This is a genomic window from Nocardioides sp. 503, from assembly GCF_004522095.1.
GTDB lineage: Bacteria > Actinomycetota > Actinomycetes > Propionibacteriales > Nocardioidaceae > Nocardioides.
Genome location: NZ_SPUI01000002.1, coordinates 1 through 15,869, shown reverse-complemented (window position 1 = coordinate 15,869; position 15,869 = coordinate 1). Strand labels below are relative to the sequence as shown.

The window sequence follows — 15,869 nt, the reverse complement described above, 5'->3', positions numbered from 1 at the left end:
CGCGCCGGCTGGCACAACGCACCAGGGCCCGGCCGGGGAGGGAGGGTGGCCGGGCCCTGGTGGTCCACGTCACTGGGAGCAGCGCCTGGACCAGCGGAACCGACCGGCGCCAGGGAGCATCGCGGCGCGGTTCCACTGCTCCAACGAGGGGTGCGGAGCGCGGTTACGGTCCCTGCGGACGGAAGGCGGCAGGGACCGCTCGCTCAGGTGACCTGGACGATCGGGAGCCGCAGGGCCCCCGGGGCGCTCTCGGGGACGGCGGGGGCCACCGGCGGCACGGGCGCGAGCCGCTCGTAGTCGGCGCCCAGCTCGGGGCGGGGGTCTGCCTCGCCCTTGTTGGGCCACAGGGCCATGGCGCGCTCGGCCTGCGCGGTGATGGTGAGCGAGGGGTTGACCCCCAGGTTGGCCGAGATCGCGGACCCGTCGGCGATGTGCAGGCCGGGGTAGTTGAAGACGCGCTGGTAGGGGTCGACCACGCCGTTGTCAGGGCTGGTGCCGATGGCGCAGCCGCCGATGAAGTGGGCCGTCAGCGGCATGTTGAACGGCTCGCCGATGTTGCCGCCGGGCGTGCCGCCCAGGACGCCGGCGATGCGACGTACGGCCTCGTTGGCGGCCGGGATCCAGGTCGGGTTGGGGGCACCGTGACCCTGGCGCGAGGTCATGCGCCAGTGGCCGGTGACCCGGTTGCGCTTGCCGTAGGTGGTGATGGAGTTGTCGAGGCTCTGCATCACCAGCGCGATGACGGTGCGCTCGGACCAGTGCTTGAAGTCGTAGAACTGACGGACCTGGGACTTCTGGACCCACAGCTCCTTGAGCCAGGTGCGCCAGCGCGGGCCGGGCGCGTCCCCGTCGGTGAGCACGGTCTGCAGGAGCGCCATGGTGTTGAAGCCCTTGCCGTAGCGCACCGGCTCCACGTGGGTGTGCTCGTCGGGGTGGAAGCTGCTGGTGATCGCGACCCCGTGGGTGTAGTCGGTCGTGTGGCCCTTGGGCGCGATGGCGCCGAGCACCGACTCGGAGTTGGTGCGCGAGAGGTAGCCGAGCCGGTCGGAGAGCTCGGGCAGGTGGCCCTCGTCCTTCATCCGGTGCAGCAGCTTCTGGGTGCCCAGCGACGCCGCCGCCAGCACGACGTGCTCGGCGGTGAGCACCCGCGTCGTGCGCTTGGTGGCGCGACGGGCCTTGGTGAACTTGACCGTGACCTCGTAGCCGCCGGCGTCGCGGGGCCGCAGCCGGGTGACCGTGGTGAGGGGCAGGACCTTCGCACCGCGCTTCTCGGCGAGGTAGAGGTAGTTCTTGACCAGGGTGTTCTTGGCGTTGTGGCGACACCCGGACATGCACTCGCCGCAGTTGAGGCAGGCGTTGCGCGTCGGGCCCTCGCCGCCGAAGAACGGGTCGGGCACGGCCGCGCCCGGCTCCTGCCCGGGCCCGCCGAAGAACACGCCGACGGGGGTCGGGTGGAAGGTGTCGGCCACGCCCATGTCGCCCGCGACCTGCTTCATGACCTCGTCGGCCGGCGTGTGCACCGGGTTGTCGACCACGCCCAGCATCCGCTTGGCCTGGTCGTAGTACGGCGCCAGCTCGTCCTTCCAGTCGGTGATGCCGGCCCACTGCGGGTCGGCGTAGAACTGGTGGAGCGGCTCGTAGAGGGTGTTGGCGTAGACCAGCGACCCGCCGCCGACCCCCGCGCCCGCGACGATCAGGGTGTCGCGCAGCGCGTCGATGCGCTGGATGCCGTACATGCCCAGCGCTGGCGCCCACAGGTAGCTCTTGACGTCGAGCGTGCCCGAGGAGAAGTCCTCGTCGCGGAACCGGGGGCCGGCCTCGATGACACCGACCTTATAGCCCTTCTCGGTCAGCCGCAGGGCGGTGACCGAGCCGCCGAAGCCCGACCCGATGACCAGGACGTCGTAGTCGTAGCCCTGGTCGGTCATGCCCGACCGAGCTTCTTCATCAGGCGCAGGTTGGCCGTCATCATCTTGCCGTAGGCCTCGTCGGACATGCCGAGCATCGGAGCGAAGCGGATGAGTCGCTGCGTGGCGACCGACTGCGACTCGGTGTAGCGCAGGACCCCCTCGCTCCCCTGGCGCCGGCCCATGCCGGACTGACGCATGCCGCCCATCGGCGAGTCCACGCTGGCGAACGTCGCCCCGAAGGCCTCGTTGATGTTGACCGTGCCACACTTGATGTGGCGCGCGATCGCGCGGGCGCGGGCGCCGTCCTGGCTGTAGATCGAGCCGTTGAGGCCGTAGTCGCCCTCGTTGGCGCGCGAGACGGCGTCGGCCTCGTCGTGGAAGCGGTAGAGCGAGACCACCGGGCCGAAGGTCTCGTTGCCGAAGCAGGTCATGTCGGGGGTGACGCCCTCGAGGATCGTGGGCTCGTAGAAGTAGGGGCCGAGGTCCGGGCGGGCCCGGCCGCCGGCCAGCACCCGCGCACCCTTGGCGACCGCGTCGTCGACGTGGGCGGTGACGGTGCGCAGCTGGGCCTCGGAGATGAGCGAGCCCATGTCGTTGCCCCAGTCGAGGGTGGCACCGAGGGTCATCGCCTCGGTGCGGGCGACGAAGCGCTCCACGAACCGGTCGTAGACCTGGTCGGCGACGAACAGCCGCTCCATCGACACGCACAGCTGGCCGGCGTTGGAGAAGCTGGCGCGCACCGCGCCCTCGGCGGCCTTCTCGAGGTCGGCGTCGCGCAGGACCAGGAGGGGGTTCTTGCCGCCGAGCTCGAGGGAGGCGCCGATCAGGCGGTCCGCGCAGCCGCGGGCCACGAGCTTGCCGGTGGCGGTCGAGCCGGTGAAGCAGATGTAGTCGGCGCGGCCGATGATCTGCGGGCCGACCTCGGAGCCGGGGCCGGCGACGACCTGCCAGAGGTCCTTCGGGAAGCCGGCCTCCTCGAGCAGCTGCGCGGCGAGCAGCGCGGAGAGCATCGTCTGGGCGTCGGGCTTGGCGACCACGGCGTTGCCGGCCAGGAGCGCGGGCAGGCCGTCGCAGAGCGCCATCGTGAAGGGGTAGTTCCACGGCGAGATGATGCCGACGACACCCTTGGGGACCTGGTTGACCTCGACGCGGGTGAGCCCCGGGACGACGCCGAGCTTGCGCTTGGTGTCGAGGTGCTGGTGGGCGGTGCGGCCGTAGTAGCGCGCGGTCAGCGCGATGTGGAGCGGCTCGTCGAACGCGTGCTTGCGAGCCTTGCCGGACTCCCACACGATCAGGTCGATGATCTCCTCCTGGCGGTCCAGGACGAGGTCGTGCAGGCGCAGCAGCAGCGCGGCTCGGTGGTCGAGCGGGGTCTGCGCCCACGCCCGCTGGGCGCGGCGGGCCCTGGCGAACGCCTCGGTCACGTCGGCCTCGGAGGACTGGGGGACGTGGGCGAGCGGCGCGCCGTTGAGCGGCGAGAACACCTGGACGGACTGCCCGGACGTCGCGACGAGGCGAGCGGTGAGCGACTCGACGTACCCCCGCTCGAGGGCGTAGGCGGCGGTCGGGTCGTGCTCGGGGTCCGCGGGTCCCTCGGCGAGCGGGTTGACCCCGCCGGCAGGAGTGGGGTCAGAGGCGCTCATGTACCGAGAGTATGTGAGCGGCATCTCTCCTGCCTACTGTCTGGTAATGATTGTGGGACTTTACACAGGACTGCTGGATGTCAACGGCGGTCTGCTACGGGTGTGAGGCAGGCCGTCCTGGGTAGGTTCCCGGCCATGCTGATCTCCCTGCGTCTCACCGTCGGCGCGATGATGACGTTCCTGCTCTTCATGGCGTTGGCCCTCTACTTCGTGCTCGCCCCGGGCTCCGACCCGCAGCCCGGCGAGGGCCTCCTGGACGCCCCGCAGCTGTGGGTGGTCGGGGCGCTGGTCGCGGCCGGCGTCGCGCTGCACCTGCTCATCACGCTGGTCGGCTACCGCACGCCGGCGATCGCACCCGGCACCCCGCCGGACGTGGCGGGCCGCACCTCGGCCGGCGCCCTGAGCGCCGGGACGATGCTGCGCGCCGCGCTGTCGGAGTCGGTCGCCCTGGCCTCGGTGGCGCTGGCCTTCCTCGTCTCCGAGGGCTCCTACGTCACCTACCTCGTCGGCGCCGCGGTCTCGCTGGCCCTCTTCGTCCTGCACGCCTTCCCGACTGCTCGCACCGTCGACCGGACGCAGGCGAGCCTCGAGCGCGCCGGCGGCACGTCGTACCTGCGCGAGCGGCTCCGGCTCCCCGCTCCGCGCGCCGGCGCGATCCAGGAGCTGTGACCGTCGGGATGGTCGGTCAGGACTCGAGGTAGACGGACTTCAGCTCGGTGTACTGGGCCAGGCCCTCGGGGCCGAACTCGCGCCCGACACCGGAGGCCTTGAAGCCGCCGAAGGGCGCCGCGAAGTCCATCGTATAGGTGTTGACGCCGTAGGTGCCGGCGCGCACGCGGCGGGCGACATCGAGGCCGGCGGCCTGGTCGGAGGTCCACACGGTGCCGGCCAGCCCGTAGTCGGACTCGTTGGCGATCCGCACGGCGTCGTCCACGTCGTCGAAGGGGATCACCGAGAGCACCGGGCCGAAGATCTCCTCCTGGGCGATGCGCATCGAGTTGTCGACGTCCGCGAAGACGGTCGGACGGACGTACCAGCCGCGGTCGAGCCCGTCGGGCATGCCGTTGCCGCCCACCACGAGGCGGGCGCCCTCCTCCTGGCCGAGCGCGATGTACTTCTCCACGCGCTCCTGCTGGCGCTGGGCGACCATCGGGCCGATCTCGGTGGCGGGGTCGGCCGGGTCGCCGACCTGCATGCCGCCCACGGCCTCGGCGAGGGCGTCGACGACGGTGGCGTAGTTGGCGCGGCTGGCGAGGATGCGGGTCTGGGCCACGCAGGCCTGCCCGGAGTTCATGAGCGCGGTGAACTTCAGCCCCTCGACGGTCTTGGCGAGGTCGGCGTCGTCCAGCACGATCGCTGCCGACTTGCCGCCCAGCTCCAGGCTCACCCGCTTGAGCTGCTCTCCGCAGATGGCACCGATGCGTCGTCCGGCGGCGGTCGAGCCGGTGAAGGCGACCTTGTCGATGCCCGGGTGCGCGACGAGGTGCTCGCCGACCTCGCGGCCCGCGGCGACGATGTTGACCACGCCGGCCGGCACTCCGGCCTCCTGGAGCAGCTCGGCCATGAGGTAGGTGTCCAGCGGCGTCTCGGGAGCGGGCTTGACGACGACGGTGCAGCCGGCGAGCAGCGCGGGGACCACCTTGGACATGATCGTGAACTGCGGGACGTTCCACGGCGGGATGGCCGCGACCACGCCGACCGGCTCGTGGCGCACCATGACCGGCATCCCCAGCGCTCCCGGCCGGGTCTCCTCCCACGGGAACTCGCGGGCGATCGCCAGGAACGCCTCGATCTGCATCCACGGCGCGGGTGACTGCGCGAGGTTGGAGAACGACGTCGGCGAGCCCATCTCGATCGTGATCAGCTCGGCCATCTCGGTCAGCTTGGCGGCGTACAGACCGGAGAACGCCTCGAGCACCGCGATGCGCTCGGCCGGCGACATCCGCGGCCACGGACCCTCGTCGAAGGCGCGACGAGCGGCCGCGACCGCGGCGTCGATGTCGCCGATGCTCCCCTCCGGCACCGTGGCCACGACCTGCTCGGTGTGGGGCGAGACGACCTCGAGCCGGCCGTCGCCGGTGGGGGCGGCCCAGCCGCCGTCGATGTAGAACGCGTCGCGGTCCAGGGTGGTCATGGGTGGTCTCCTCGGGTCAGGGGGCGAGCGTGAAGAAGTCGGCGAAGCCGCTGGGGTCGTGCCGGCCGATGGCGCCGTGCTCGAACAGGCCCCAGCCCTCGGCGCCGTCACAGGTGGCGCGGCCGACGTGGTCGATGACGCCGAACATCACCCGGCCCGCGACCTCGGCCGAGGTGTGGTCGTAGGTGCGTCGCTCGGTGAACTCGGGGCCCTTCCAGACGCCGTGGCTCCAGTCGGAGTCGCCGCCGTAGCCGCCGCCGACGTGCAGCGGGACCGCCAGCTTGGACTCGACCTCGAGGTCGAGCGGCTTGCCGTCGGGGGTGGTGCAGCGGATGCTCGCGCCGGTGGGGATCCGGGTGCCGGGTGCGTAGCGCACCGTGACGTGGGGCCACCCGAGCTGCTCGACGCGCCCGTCCTTCCATACCCGGGAGCAGTCGTTGAAGACGCGGTGGCCGTCGGGCTCCTCCTGCATGATCAGCACGATCGCGAAGTCGTCGAACCGCATCGGGACGTAGGTCCACCACATCCCCTCGAACGGCGGGTCGGCGGGCTTCCCCGCGGGCTCGGCCTCCCCCACCGGCCGGATGCCCCACGACCGGTCGCGGGTGCCGACCCAGCGGTTCGCGTCCACGGCGATGTCCTCGCCATCGATCGAGATCGACCCCTCCCAGGTCCCGACCTGCGCGAACCGCTGGGCGTCCAGGGTGACCCGGCTGCCGGCACGCATGACGTGCGGCTGCTCCTGGAGGACGTCGAAGGAGCCCTCCCAGGTCAGGTCCATGGCGATGCCCTCGGTCTCCTCGAGGACCAGCCGCAGCTTGCGCAGCGGCTCGACCACCTCGATCCGGTAGGCACCGATGCGTTGGTGGAGGCGGTCGTCGTCGATCGCGTCGCCCAGGTGGACGGCCGTCTGCTCGTCGCCGCGGCGGACCAGGACGAAGGCGTCCTTGGTGCCGAGGTTCGGGTAGTAGCCCGCGCCGGTGATGAGGAAGATGTCGCCGGTCCGGTCGTGGGCGTTGAAGTAGCAGCGGTCGTAGAAGTTGCGGTCGCTGGTCCCGGCCCAGGTGGCCGGCAGCGGGACCTGGTGGATCGGGTACTCGTCGAGGTGGCTGACCACGTCAGGCACCCGCCTCGTCCAGGATGCGCTCCACGAGCGGCTTGCAGTGGAAGAGCGACTCGATGTCGTCGGGGCGCTCGATCTCGCCGAAGTGGATCTGCCGCGCACCGGTGCGCATGAAGACGATGCACCACTGGAGCCCGTTGTAGACGTGGTACCAGGTCAGGTCGCCGACGCGCTCCCCCGTGATCCGCTCGTACGTCGTCACGACGTCCTCCTCGCGGAGGAAGTGCGGCATCCCGGGCAGCTCGAGCATCCCGGTGATCGTCTCGAAGACCTGGTGGGCGAAGACCATCCAGGACAGGTCGAGCTGGCGCGGACCGATGGCCGCCATCTCCCAGTCGAGCACCGCGACCGGGGCGAAGTCCTCGTAGATCGTGTTGCCGATCCGCGCGTCGCCCCAGCACAGGACGGCGTCCTCGTCGGTGGCGTCGGGCAGGTTCGCGCGCAGCCAGCTCAGCGCCCGCTCGACCATCGGGCTCGGCCCGATGTCGGCCTTGGCGAACTCGTACCACGCCACCGTGCGCGCGAGGTTGCGCTCGACCAGGGACGCTCCCTCGTGGCCGTGGCGGGCGGGGTCGAGGAAGCCGAAGGCCTGCTGCGCGTCGGGGATGGCGTGCAGCCCCGCCAGCACCCCGACGGTGTTGTCCTGCAGCCGGCGCTGGTCCTCCGGGCTGGCGTCGTGCAGCCAGTTGTCCCCGAAGTTGTAGGGCAGCACGTCCTGGGGGATCAGCCCGTCGACGCGGTCCATCAGGAAGAACGGCGTGCCGAGCACGTCCCCGGTCGGCTCCATCCAGCGCACGGCCGGCACCGGCACGTCGGTCCGCTCCCCGACGATGCGCATGGCGTCGTACTGGTCCTGGAGCTCGTAGGTCGGGAAGACCGGGAAGTCCGCCGCGGCCGGCTCGACGCGGGCGACGTAGCGCCCGACCTGCGTGGCGCCGTCCTCGGTCCACGTGACGTCGAGCAGGATCGTCTCCGACGACATGCCGTTGGCGTCGATCCCCGAGTGGAGGACCACGCTCGGCTTCGCACCGGGCGGCAGGAGGGTGGCCAGCCAGTCGCCCAGGAGCCGCGGCACCGTGGTGGCGTCCCTGCTCGTGCGCTGCATCTTCAGGTCCGCGGGCGGAGGCGCCTGGGTCACTGTGGATCTCCTGCTCTCCTGTGACGTGAGTCGCAATTGACAGGTGTCAGCATGGGTGGAACGTGTTCTAGTTGTCAACGGGGACCCGTGGTGTCGGCGAGCAGCAGGTTTTTCAGCATCTGCTGAAAAGCCGTCGCTTCTGGGCGTAACTTCGGCCCAGAAGCGACGGAACAACAGCAGATGCTGAAAAACCTGCTCAGACGATGTCGGCGGCGGCGACGCGCGCCTCGTCGGCCTCCTGGTCGGTGAGCATGGACTGGCTGCGGCGCTCGGCCTCGACGCGGCGCAGGTAGTGGTCGACCTCGTCGGCGGTGCGGGCGTCGTCCCAGCCCAGCAGGCCGGCCATCAGGGCGGCGGTGGGCCCGGCCGCGGCGACGCCGCGGTCGAAGGTCTCGATCGAGATCCGGGTGCGGCGGGTGAGGACGTCGTCGAGGTGGCGGGCGGCCTCGTGGGTGACGGAGTGGACCACCTCGGCGGCGAGGTAGTCCTCGGCGCCGGTGAGTGGCTCCCCCAGCTCCGGCTGCTCGGCGACGAGGGCGAGCAGGTCGTCGACCTGGCCGCCGTAGCGGCCGAGGAGGTGGTCGATGCGGGCGACGTGGAGCCCGGAGCGGCGGGCGAGCAGCACCCGCTGGTTGGAGCGCGTCTCGAAGCCGTCGGCGCCCAGCAGCGGCACCCGGTCGGTGATCGAGTCGCGGATCGTGAGGTTGGCGGTGGTGCGCAGGGAGTGGGCCGCGGCGTCGATGGCGTCCTTGGCCATGACCCGGTACGTCGTGAGCTTGCCGCCGGCGATCATCACCAGGCCGGGCACCGGGGTGACCACCGTGTGCTCGCGCGAGATCTTCGAGGTCGGCTCGGACTCGCCCGACAGCAGCGGCCGGAGGCCGGCCCACACGCCGACGACGTCGTCGTGGTCGAGCGGCTCGCGCAGGATCGCGTTGACGTGGTCGAGGATGTAGTCGATGTCGGCCCGGCTGGCGGCGGGGTGCGCCTTGTCGAGGTCCCAGGCGGTGTCGGTGGTGCCGATGATCCAGTGCCGGCCCCACGGGATGACGAAGAGCACCGACTTCTCGGTGCGGACGATGAAGCCGGCCTCCGAGCGGATCCGGTCGCGCGGCACCACGATGTGCACGCCCTTGCTGGCCTGGACGTGCAGCGCCCCGCGCCCGCCGACCATCTCCTGGATCTCGTCGGTCCACACCCCGGCGGCGTTGACCACGACCCGGGCCCGGATCTCGAGGTCCTCCCCCGACTCCAGGTCCCGCGCGCGTACGCCGACGACCCGCTCGGCCTCGCGCAGGAAGCCGGTCACCTGCACCCGCGTGGCGACGTGCGCGCCGTGGCCGGCGGCGGTGCGGGCCAGCGCCAGCACCAGGCGGGCGTCGTCGACCTGGCAGTCGTAGTACTGGATCGCGCCGGCCAGCGCGTCGGACTTGAAGTCGGGCGCGATCCGGGCGACCTGCCGGCGGAACAGGTGACGGTGGCGCGGCACGCCCATCTCGGACTTCCCGAGCATCGCCATGCCGTCGTAGAGCGCCAGGCCGGCACCGACGTAGGGCCGCTCCCAGCCGCGGTGGGTCAGCGGGTAGAGGAACGACACCGGCCGCACCAGGTGGGGCGCGAGCCGGGTGAGGAGCAGGCCGCGCTCCTGCAGCGCCTCGCGGACCAGCCCGAAGTCCAGCATCTCGAGGTAGCGCAGGCCGCCGTGGATCAGCTTGCTGCTGCGGCTGCTGGTCCCGCTGGCGAGGTCGCGCTGCTCGACCAGGCCGGTGCTGAGGCCGCGGGTGACCGCGTCCAGGGCGGTGCCCGCGCCGACCACGCCGCCGCCGACGACCAGGACATCGAGCTCCAGCTCGCCCGACCGGCCGGTCATCGCGGCCAGCGACCGGTCGCGTGCCTCCGGGCCGAGCGCGGACGGCGGCACAAGAGGCAGGCTCATGCCTCCAGTGTCGCAAGCGACCCCAGGGATCAGGCCCCGCGGGCGGCCGCGACGGCCTCGGTGAGGCCCTTGGCGGCCAGCCGGTCGGCCCGCTCGTTGCCCTCGTGGCCGGCGTGGCCCTTGATCCAGTGCCACTCCACGTCGTGCTCGGCGCAGGCGGCGACCAGGCGCTGCCAGAGGTCGACGTTCTTGACCGGCTGCTTGGCGGAGGTCCGCCAGCCGTTGCCGGTCCACCCGACGACCCACTTGGTGATCCCGTTGCGCACGTAGGTGCTGTCGGTGTGGATCTGCACCACCGAGCGCCGCTTGAGCGCCTCCAGCGCCCGGATCGGCGCCATCAGCTCCATGCGGTTGTTGGTGGTCTCGGCGGCCTCGCCGCCGCACAGCTCGAGCTCGTGGCTGCCCTGCTGGAGCAGCGCCCCCCAGCCACCGGGCCCGGGGTTGGGGATGCAGGCGCCGTCGGTGTGGATGACGACCGGGTGGGTGCCCACTACTCGACGACGACCTCGACGCGCTGGAACTCCTTGAGGTCGGTGTAGCCCGTCGTGGCCATGGCCCGCTTGAGCGCGCCGATGAGGTTCATGGTGCCGTCGGCCACGCGGGAGGGGCCGAAGAGGATCTCCTCGAGGGTGCCGACCCGCTCGAACTCCACGCGCTCCCCGCGCGGCAGGTCGGCGTGGTGGGCCTCTGCGCCCCAGTGGAAGCCGTGGCCGGGGGCGTCGCTGGCGCGCGCGAACGGCGAGCCGACCATGACCGCGTCGGCGCCGCAGGCGATCGCCTTGGCGATGTCGCCGGACTTGCCGATGGACCCGTCGGCGATGACGTGGACGTAGCGCCCGCCGGACTCGTCGAGGTAGTCGCGGCGAGCCGCGGCCACGTCGGCGACGGCCGAGGCCATGGGCACGGCCACCCCGAGCACGGTGCGGGTGGTGTGCGCTGCGCCCCCGCCGAAGCCGACCAGGACGCCGGCGGCTCCGGTGCGCATCAGGTGCAGGGCGGCCTGGTGCGTGGCGCACCCGCCGACGATCACCGGGACGTCGAGCTCGTAGATGAACTCCTTGAGGTTCAGCGGCTCGGCCTGCGACGACACGTGCTCGGCGCTGACCGTCGTACCGCGGATGACGAACATGTCGACCCCGGCGTCGACGACGACCTTGGCGAACTCCTTGGTGCGCTGCGGCGAGAGCGACCCGGCCACGGTGACGCCGGCGTCGCGTACCTCGCGGAGCCGGTGGGTGATCAGCTCGGCCTTGACCGGCTCGGTGTAGATCTCCTGCATCCGCGCAGTGGCGTCGATGCCCCGGAGGTCCGAGACCTCCTCGAGGAGCGTCGTGGGGTCCTCGTAGCGGGTCCACAGCCCCTCGAGGTTGAGCACCCCCAGCCCCCCGAACTTGCCCAGCGCGATCGCAGTGTCCGGCGACATCACCGAGTCCATCGGGGCCGCGAGGATGGGCAGGTCGAAGCGGTAGGCGTCGATCTGCCAGTCGATGCTGACCTCCTCGGGGTCCCGCGTACGGCGCGAGGGGACGATCGCGATGTCGTCGAAGGAGTAGGCACGGCGGGCGCGCTTGGCCTGGCCGATCTGGATCTCGGTCATGGAGGTCGTCTCTTCCGACTCAGTGGCCTGAGTAGTTGGGGGCTTCGACGGTCATCTGCACGTCGTGCGGGTGGCTCTCCTTGAGCGAGGCCGACGTGATGCGCACGAACCGGCCCTTGTCCTGCAGCTCCGAGACGCTGCGGGCGCCGGCGTAGAACATCGACTGGTTGAGCCCGCCGATGAGCTGGTGCGCGACGGCCGCGAGGGGACCGCGGAAGGCGACCTGGCCCTCGATGCCCTCGGGCACGAGCTTGTCGTCGGTGAGGATCTCGGCCTGGAAGTAGCGGTCCTTGGAGTAGGACTTCTTGCCGCGGCTCGACATCGCGCCGAGCGAGCCCATCCCGCGGTAGGACTTGTACTGCTTGCCGTTGACGAAGACGAGCTCGCCGGGGCTCTCCTCGCAACCGGCCAGGAGCGAGCCGAGCATCACCGAGTCGGCGCCGGCGACCAGCGCCTTGGCGATCTCACCCGAGTGCTTCATGCCGCCGTCGGCGATGACGGGTACGCCGGCGGGCTTGGCCGCCAGCGAGGCCTCGTAGACGGCGGTGACCTGGGGCACGCCCACGCCGGTGACCACGCGGGTGGTGCAGATCGAGCCCGGCCCGACCCCGACCTTGACCGCGTCGGCCCCGGCGTCCACGAACGCCTGGGCACCCTCGCGCGTGGCGACGTTGCCGCCGATGACCTGCACGTGGCGCGTCGCGGGGTCCTTCTTGAGCCGCTCGACCATCTCCAGGAGCATCCGGACGTGGCCGTGGGCGGTGTCGGCGACGAGCACGTCGGTGCCGGCCTCGATGAGCGTCGTCGCCCGCTCCCAGGCGTCGCCGAAGTAGCCGATCGCCGCGCCCACCATGAGGCGGCCGTCGCCGTCCTTGGACGCCTTGGGGAACTGCTCGGACTTCACGAAGTCCTTGACGGTGATGAGCCCGGCGAGCCGGCCCTGCTCGTCGACCAGCGGGAGCCGCTCGCGCTTGTGCTTGCGCAGCAGCATCGTGGCCTCCTCGCGGGAGATCCCGACGGCCCCGGTGACCAGGGGCATCGGGGTCATCACCTCGTCGACCTTGGTCGTGGCCCACTCGGCGACCGGCGTGAAGCGCAGGTCGCGGTTGGTGCAGATGCCCAGCAGCCGGTTGTCGGTGTCGACCACGGGCAGCCCCGAGACGCGGTACTCGCCGCAGATCGCGTCGAGCTCCTCCAGCGTCGCGTCGGGCCCGATGGTGACCGGGTTGGAGATGATGCCGGTCTGGGTGCGCTTGACGAGGTCGACCTGGTAGGCCTGGTCCTCGATCGAGAGGTTGCGGTGCAGCACGCCGAGACCGCCCTGGCGCGCCATGGCGATGGCCATGCGCGACTCGGTGACGGTGTCCATGGCCGCGCTGATGAGCGGGACCTTGATCGTCAGCTCGCGCGTCAGCCGCGTGCTCGTGTCGATCTCGTCGGGGGCCAGGTCGGAGTGACCCGGCAGCAGGAGGACGTCGTCGTAGGTCAGGCCCAGCGCGGCGAACTTGTCGGGGAGTTCCACCATCGCAGTCTAGTGGCGGAACGGTCGCAGCGGAGCCCGCGGGTCGCGGCCGGCAGTGAGGCCTGCGTCATGGCTGGGTCACGGCTGGGCGACCGGCAGGGGGCGCAGGTCGCGCACCGCGATGCGCACCGTCAGCGCGTCGCCGGCCATCCGGATCCGGCCCCGCATCCCGGCCGCCATGACCATCGGCATGACGGCCTGGTTGTCCGAGCGGGTGGTGAGCAGGATCGCCTCGGCGCCGAGTCCGTTGGCGAGGCGCGCGGCGTCGCTCAGCAGCCGGGTGCCGATGCCGCGGCGCTGCCACGCGGGGTCGACCTCCAGGTCCACCGGCAGGACGCCGGGCAGGTCCGGGCCGGCCTCGCGCAGGGTGGCCACCCCGACCCGGGCGCCCCCGATGCTGGCGACCGCCGACCGGCCCTCGACGTGATACTCCGGCGCGCTGCCCTCGCCCATGCGCCGGTTGTCGGACATGGCGAACGCCGGGTGGTGGGGATGGTGCTGCTCGCGGCTGAGGACGTCGTTGACCAGGTCGGCCATCGCGGAGCCCCGGGCGTGCTCGGTGGCCGTGAACGGGGCGTCGCGCCGGATCTGCACCTGAACCGCCCCGACGGTCATCTCCATCACGTCCTGGCTGCCGCCCACGGGTAGCACGTCGGCGTCGAAGAGGGCGGCGACGACCTCGGGGAACGACGCCGGCGTCTCCAGCACGGCGCGGGCCGCCTGCACGTAGCGCGTGGGCTGGTCGGTCAGGGCCGCCTCGGTGCACGGCGCCGCGGTCACCGACTCCGCGCCCGCCCGGCCCACGAGCTCGGCGAGGTCGGCGGCGGTCCACGCGTCCGGGGTGCTCAGCACCAGCTCGTCCGTGACGGCCTCGATGCCCGGGAAGACCTGGACGCCGAGGATGTTGACCCCGGCCGCTCCGCACTCGGCCGCCAAGGCGGCCAGCGCCCCGGGCCGCTCGGGCAGGGTGGCGCGCACTCTCCACAACATGGCACGAGCCTGCCCCGCGCAGGTTGCCGGACGGGGTCCATGTTGTTTCGGGCGCGCTACGGCTGCCGATCGTCGAGCAGCGAGCACCAGGGCCGGAGGTGACGCTGACCCGCCACCACGAGGGTGACGGGTCAGCGGTCCTTCAGGTGCCGTGGATCAGTGGCCGTGGCCGTGCCCGTGGCCGCCGCCGGCCTCGGGCTCGTCGTCCTCGGGCTTGTCGACGATCAGCGTCTCGGTCGTGAGCAGCATGCCCGCGATCGAGCTGGCGTTGACGAGCGCGGAGCGGGTCACCTTGACCGGGTCCAGGACGCCCTCGGCGACGAGGTCGCCGTAGGTGTCGGTCGCGGCGTTGTAGCCGTTGCCGACGCCCAGCTCGCGGACCTTGGTCGTGACGACGTAGCCGTTGACGCCGCCGTTCTCGGCGATCCAGCGCAGCGGCTCGTCGGCCGACTTGCGGACGATGCGCACACCGGCCGCCTCGTCGCCCGTCAGGCCGAGGTCGCCCTCGAGGACCTTGACCGCGTGGATGAGGGCCGAGCCGCCGCCGGCGACGATGCCCTCCTCGATCGCGGCGCGCGTCGCGGAGACGGCGTCCTCGATGCGGTGCTTCTTCTCCTTGAGCTCGACCTCGGTGTGCGCGCCGACCTTGATCACGCACACGCCGCCGGCGAGCTTGGCGAGACGCTCCTGGAGCTTCTCGCGGTCCCAGTCGGAGTCGGTGTTGTCGATCTCGGCCTTGATCTGGCTGACCCGGCCCTCGACCTCTCCGGCGTCGCCGCCACCGTCGACGATCGTGGTGTCGTCCTTGGTGATGACGACGCGACGGGCGGTGCCGAGCGACTCCAGGCCGATCTGGTCGAGCTTGAGGCCGACCTCGGGCGCGATGACCTGACCGCCGGTCAGGGTCGCGATGTCCTGCATCATCGACTTGCGGCGGTCGCCGAAGGCCGGGGCCTTGACGGCGACGGCGTTGAACGTGCCGCGGATCTTGTTGACCACCAGGGTCGACAGCGCCTCGCCGTCGACGTCCTCGGCCAGGATGAACAGCGGCTTGCCGGCCTGGATGACCTTCTCGAGCAGCGGCAGCAGCTCCGAGATCGCCGAGATCTTGCCCTGGTGCAGCAGGATGTAGGGGTCGTCGAGGACGGCCTCCATGCGCTCGGTGTCGGTGACGAAGTAGGCCGAGATGTAGCCCTTGTCGAACTGCATCCCCTCGGTGAAGTCCAGCTCGGTGCCCATGGTGTTGGACTCCTCGACGGTGATGACACCGTCCTTGCCGACCTTGTCGAAGGCCTGCGCGAGCAGGTCGCCGATGTGGGCGTCGCGGCTGGAGATGGTGGCCACGGCGGCCATGTCCTCGACCGAGTCGACCTCGCGGGCGGCCTCGCGCAGGGCCTCGCCGACCGCAGCGGTCGCCTTGTCCATGCCGCGCTTGAGGCTCATCGGGTTGGCGCCGGCCGCAACGGCGCGCAGGCCCTCGTGGACCATCGCCTGCGCCAGCACGGTGGCGGTGGTGGTGCCGTCACCGGCGACGTCGTTCGTCTTGGTGGCGACCTCCTTGGTGAGCTGGGCGCCGAGGTTCTCGAACGGGTCGTCCAGCTCGATCTCACGGGCGACGGTCACGCCGTCGTTGGTGATCGTGGGTGCACCCCACTTCTTGTCGAGGACGACGTAGCGGCCCTTGGGGCCGAGCGTGACCTTGACGGCGTTGGCGAGGGCGTCGACACCGCGCTCCAGGGAGCGTCGGGCGTTCTCGTCGAACTCCAGGATCTTGGGCATGGTTCTCCTAAGCAAAGAGACCGGGTCGTGGGGGGGGGGGGGGGGGGGGGCGCGCGCCCCGCCGCCCGCCCCCCAGGAGGCAAAAAGAAAAACAGTA

12 protein-coding genes are annotated in these 15,869 nt (G+C 71.5%); 1 reads left to right on the top strand and 11 read right to left on the bottom strand.

All coding sequences use genetic code 11. From position 1 onward, the window contains the following. Positions 1 to 203: 203 nt before the first annotated feature. Together E4622_RS01085 and E4622_RS01080 are read right to left on the bottom strand one after the other, a co-directional pair. Complete coding sequence (locus tag E4622_RS01085) at positions 204 to 1,928, bottom strand: GMC family oxidoreductase (RefSeq protein ID WP_134738254.1); 1,725 nt, start codon at positions 1,926 to 1,928, stop codon at positions 204 to 206. After that, positions 1,925 to 3,553, bottom strand: coding sequence for a succinic semialdehyde dehydrogenase (locus E4622_RS01080; protein WP_134738253.1), 1,629 nt, complete (start codon positions 3,551 to 3,553; stop codon positions 1,925 to 1,927). The genes E4622_RS01085 and E4622_RS01080 overlap by 4 nt, the downstream gene beginning before the upstream one ends. A 135-nt stretch (positions 3,554 to 3,688) precedes the next feature. Between E4622_RS01080 and E4622_RS01075 the strand changes: the two genes are divergently transcribed. Next, complete coding sequence (locus E4622_RS01075) at positions 3,689 to 4,222, top strand: hypothetical protein (protein WP_134738252.1); 534 nt, start codon at positions 3,689 to 3,691, stop codon at positions 4,220 to 4,222. A gap of 16 nt (positions 4,223 to 4,238) precedes the next feature. On the opposite strand, the gene E4622_RS01070 is transcribed toward E4622_RS01075, so the two are convergent. The 9 genes from E4622_RS01070 to groL form a co-directional block, all read right to left on the bottom strand. Beyond that, entirely contained in the window at positions 4,239 to 5,687 is a 1,449-nt protein-coding gene (locus E4622_RS01070) for an aldehyde dehydrogenase (protein WP_134738251.1), read from the bottom strand. Between the two features lie 16 nt (positions 5,688 to 5,703). Further along, entirely contained in the window at positions 5,704 to 6,813 is a 1,110-nt protein-coding gene (locus tag E4622_RS01065) for a hypothetical protein (RefSeq protein WP_245155831.1), read from the bottom strand. Continuing rightward, positions 6,806 to 7,948: a phosphotransferase family protein gene (locus E4622_RS01060; RefSeq protein ID WP_134738250.1), complete on the bottom strand. Its 1,143-nt coding sequence runs from the start codon at positions 7,946 to 7,948 to the stop codon at positions 6,806 to 6,808. The genes E4622_RS01065 and E4622_RS01060 overlap by 8 nt, the downstream gene beginning before the upstream one ends. 196 nt (positions 7,949 to 8,144) lie before the next feature. Continuing rightward, positions 8,145 to 9,884: a glycerol-3-phosphate dehydrogenase gene (glpD, locus tag E4622_RS01055; RefSeq protein WP_134738249.1), complete on the bottom strand. Its 1,740-nt coding sequence runs from the start codon at positions 9,882 to 9,884 to the stop codon at positions 8,145 to 8,147. A gap of 29 nt (positions 9,885 to 9,913) precedes the next feature. Further along, positions 9,914 to 10,375 carry a ribonuclease HI gene (rnhA, locus tag E4622_RS01050; protein ID WP_134738248.1) on the bottom strand — a complete coding sequence of 154 codons (462 nt, stop codon included), beginning with the start codon at positions 10,373 to 10,375 and terminating at the stop codon, positions 9,914 to 9,916. Further along, positions 10,375 to 11,481: a GuaB3 family IMP dehydrogenase-related protein gene (locus E4622_RS01045; RefSeq protein ID WP_134738247.1), complete on the bottom strand. Its 1,107-nt coding sequence runs from the start codon at positions 11,479 to 11,481 to the stop codon at positions 10,375 to 10,377. The genes rnhA and E4622_RS01045 overlap by 1 nt, the downstream gene beginning before the upstream one ends. A 19-nt stretch (positions 11,482 to 11,500) precedes the next feature. After that, entirely contained in the window at positions 11,501 to 13,003 is a 1,503-nt protein-coding gene (guaB, locus tag E4622_RS01040; RefSeq protein ID WP_245155830.1) for an IMP dehydrogenase, read from the bottom strand. A 78-nt stretch (positions 13,004 to 13,081) separates the two neighbouring features. Next, entirely contained in the window at positions 13,082 to 13,993 is a 912-nt protein-coding gene (locus E4622_RS01035; protein ID WP_134738245.1) for a GNAT family N-acetyltransferase, read from the bottom strand. A gap of 156 nt (positions 13,994 to 14,149) precedes the next feature. After that, entirely contained in the window at positions 14,150 to 15,772 is a 1,623-nt protein-coding gene (gene groL, locus E4622_RS01030; RefSeq protein ID WP_134738244.1) for a chaperonin GroEL, read from the bottom strand. Positions 15,773 to 15,869 lie beyond the last annotated feature (97 nt).

What these genes read in the sequence shown, in the direction of transcription:
- E4622_RS01085 (WP_134738254.1), bottom strand. Translation starts at nt 1,928, where the DNA reads ATGACCGACCAGGGCTACGACTACGACGTCCTGGTCATCGGGTCGGGC.
- E4622_RS01080 (WP_134738253.1), bottom strand. Translation starts at nt 3,553, where the DNA reads ATGAGCGCCTCTGACCCCACTCCTGCCGGCGGGGTCAACCCGCTCGCC.
- E4622_RS01075 (WP_134738252.1), top strand. Translation starts at nt 3,689, where the DNA reads ATGCTGATCTCCCTGCGTCTCACCGTCGGCGCGATGATGACGTTCCTG.
- E4622_RS01070 (WP_134738251.1), bottom strand. Translation starts at nt 5,687, where the DNA reads ATGACCACCCTGGACCGCGACGCGTTCTACATCGACGGCGGCTGGGCC.
- glpD (WP_134738249.1), bottom strand. Translation starts at nt 9,884, where the DNA reads ATGAGCCTGCCTCTTGTGCCGCCGTCCGCGCTCGGCCCGGAGGCACGC.
- E4622_RS01045 (WP_134738247.1), bottom strand. Translation starts at nt 11,481, where the DNA reads ATGACCGAGATCCAGATCGGCCAGGCCAAGCGCGCCCGCCGTGCCTAC.
- E4622_RS01035 (WP_134738245.1), bottom strand. Translation starts at nt 13,993, where the DNA reads ATGTTGTGGAGAGTGCGCGCCACCCTGCCCGAGCGGCCCGGGGCGCTG.
- groL (WP_134738244.1), bottom strand. Translation starts at nt 15,772, where the DNA reads ATGCCCAAGATCCTGGAGTTCGACGAGAACGCCCGACGCTCCCTGGAG.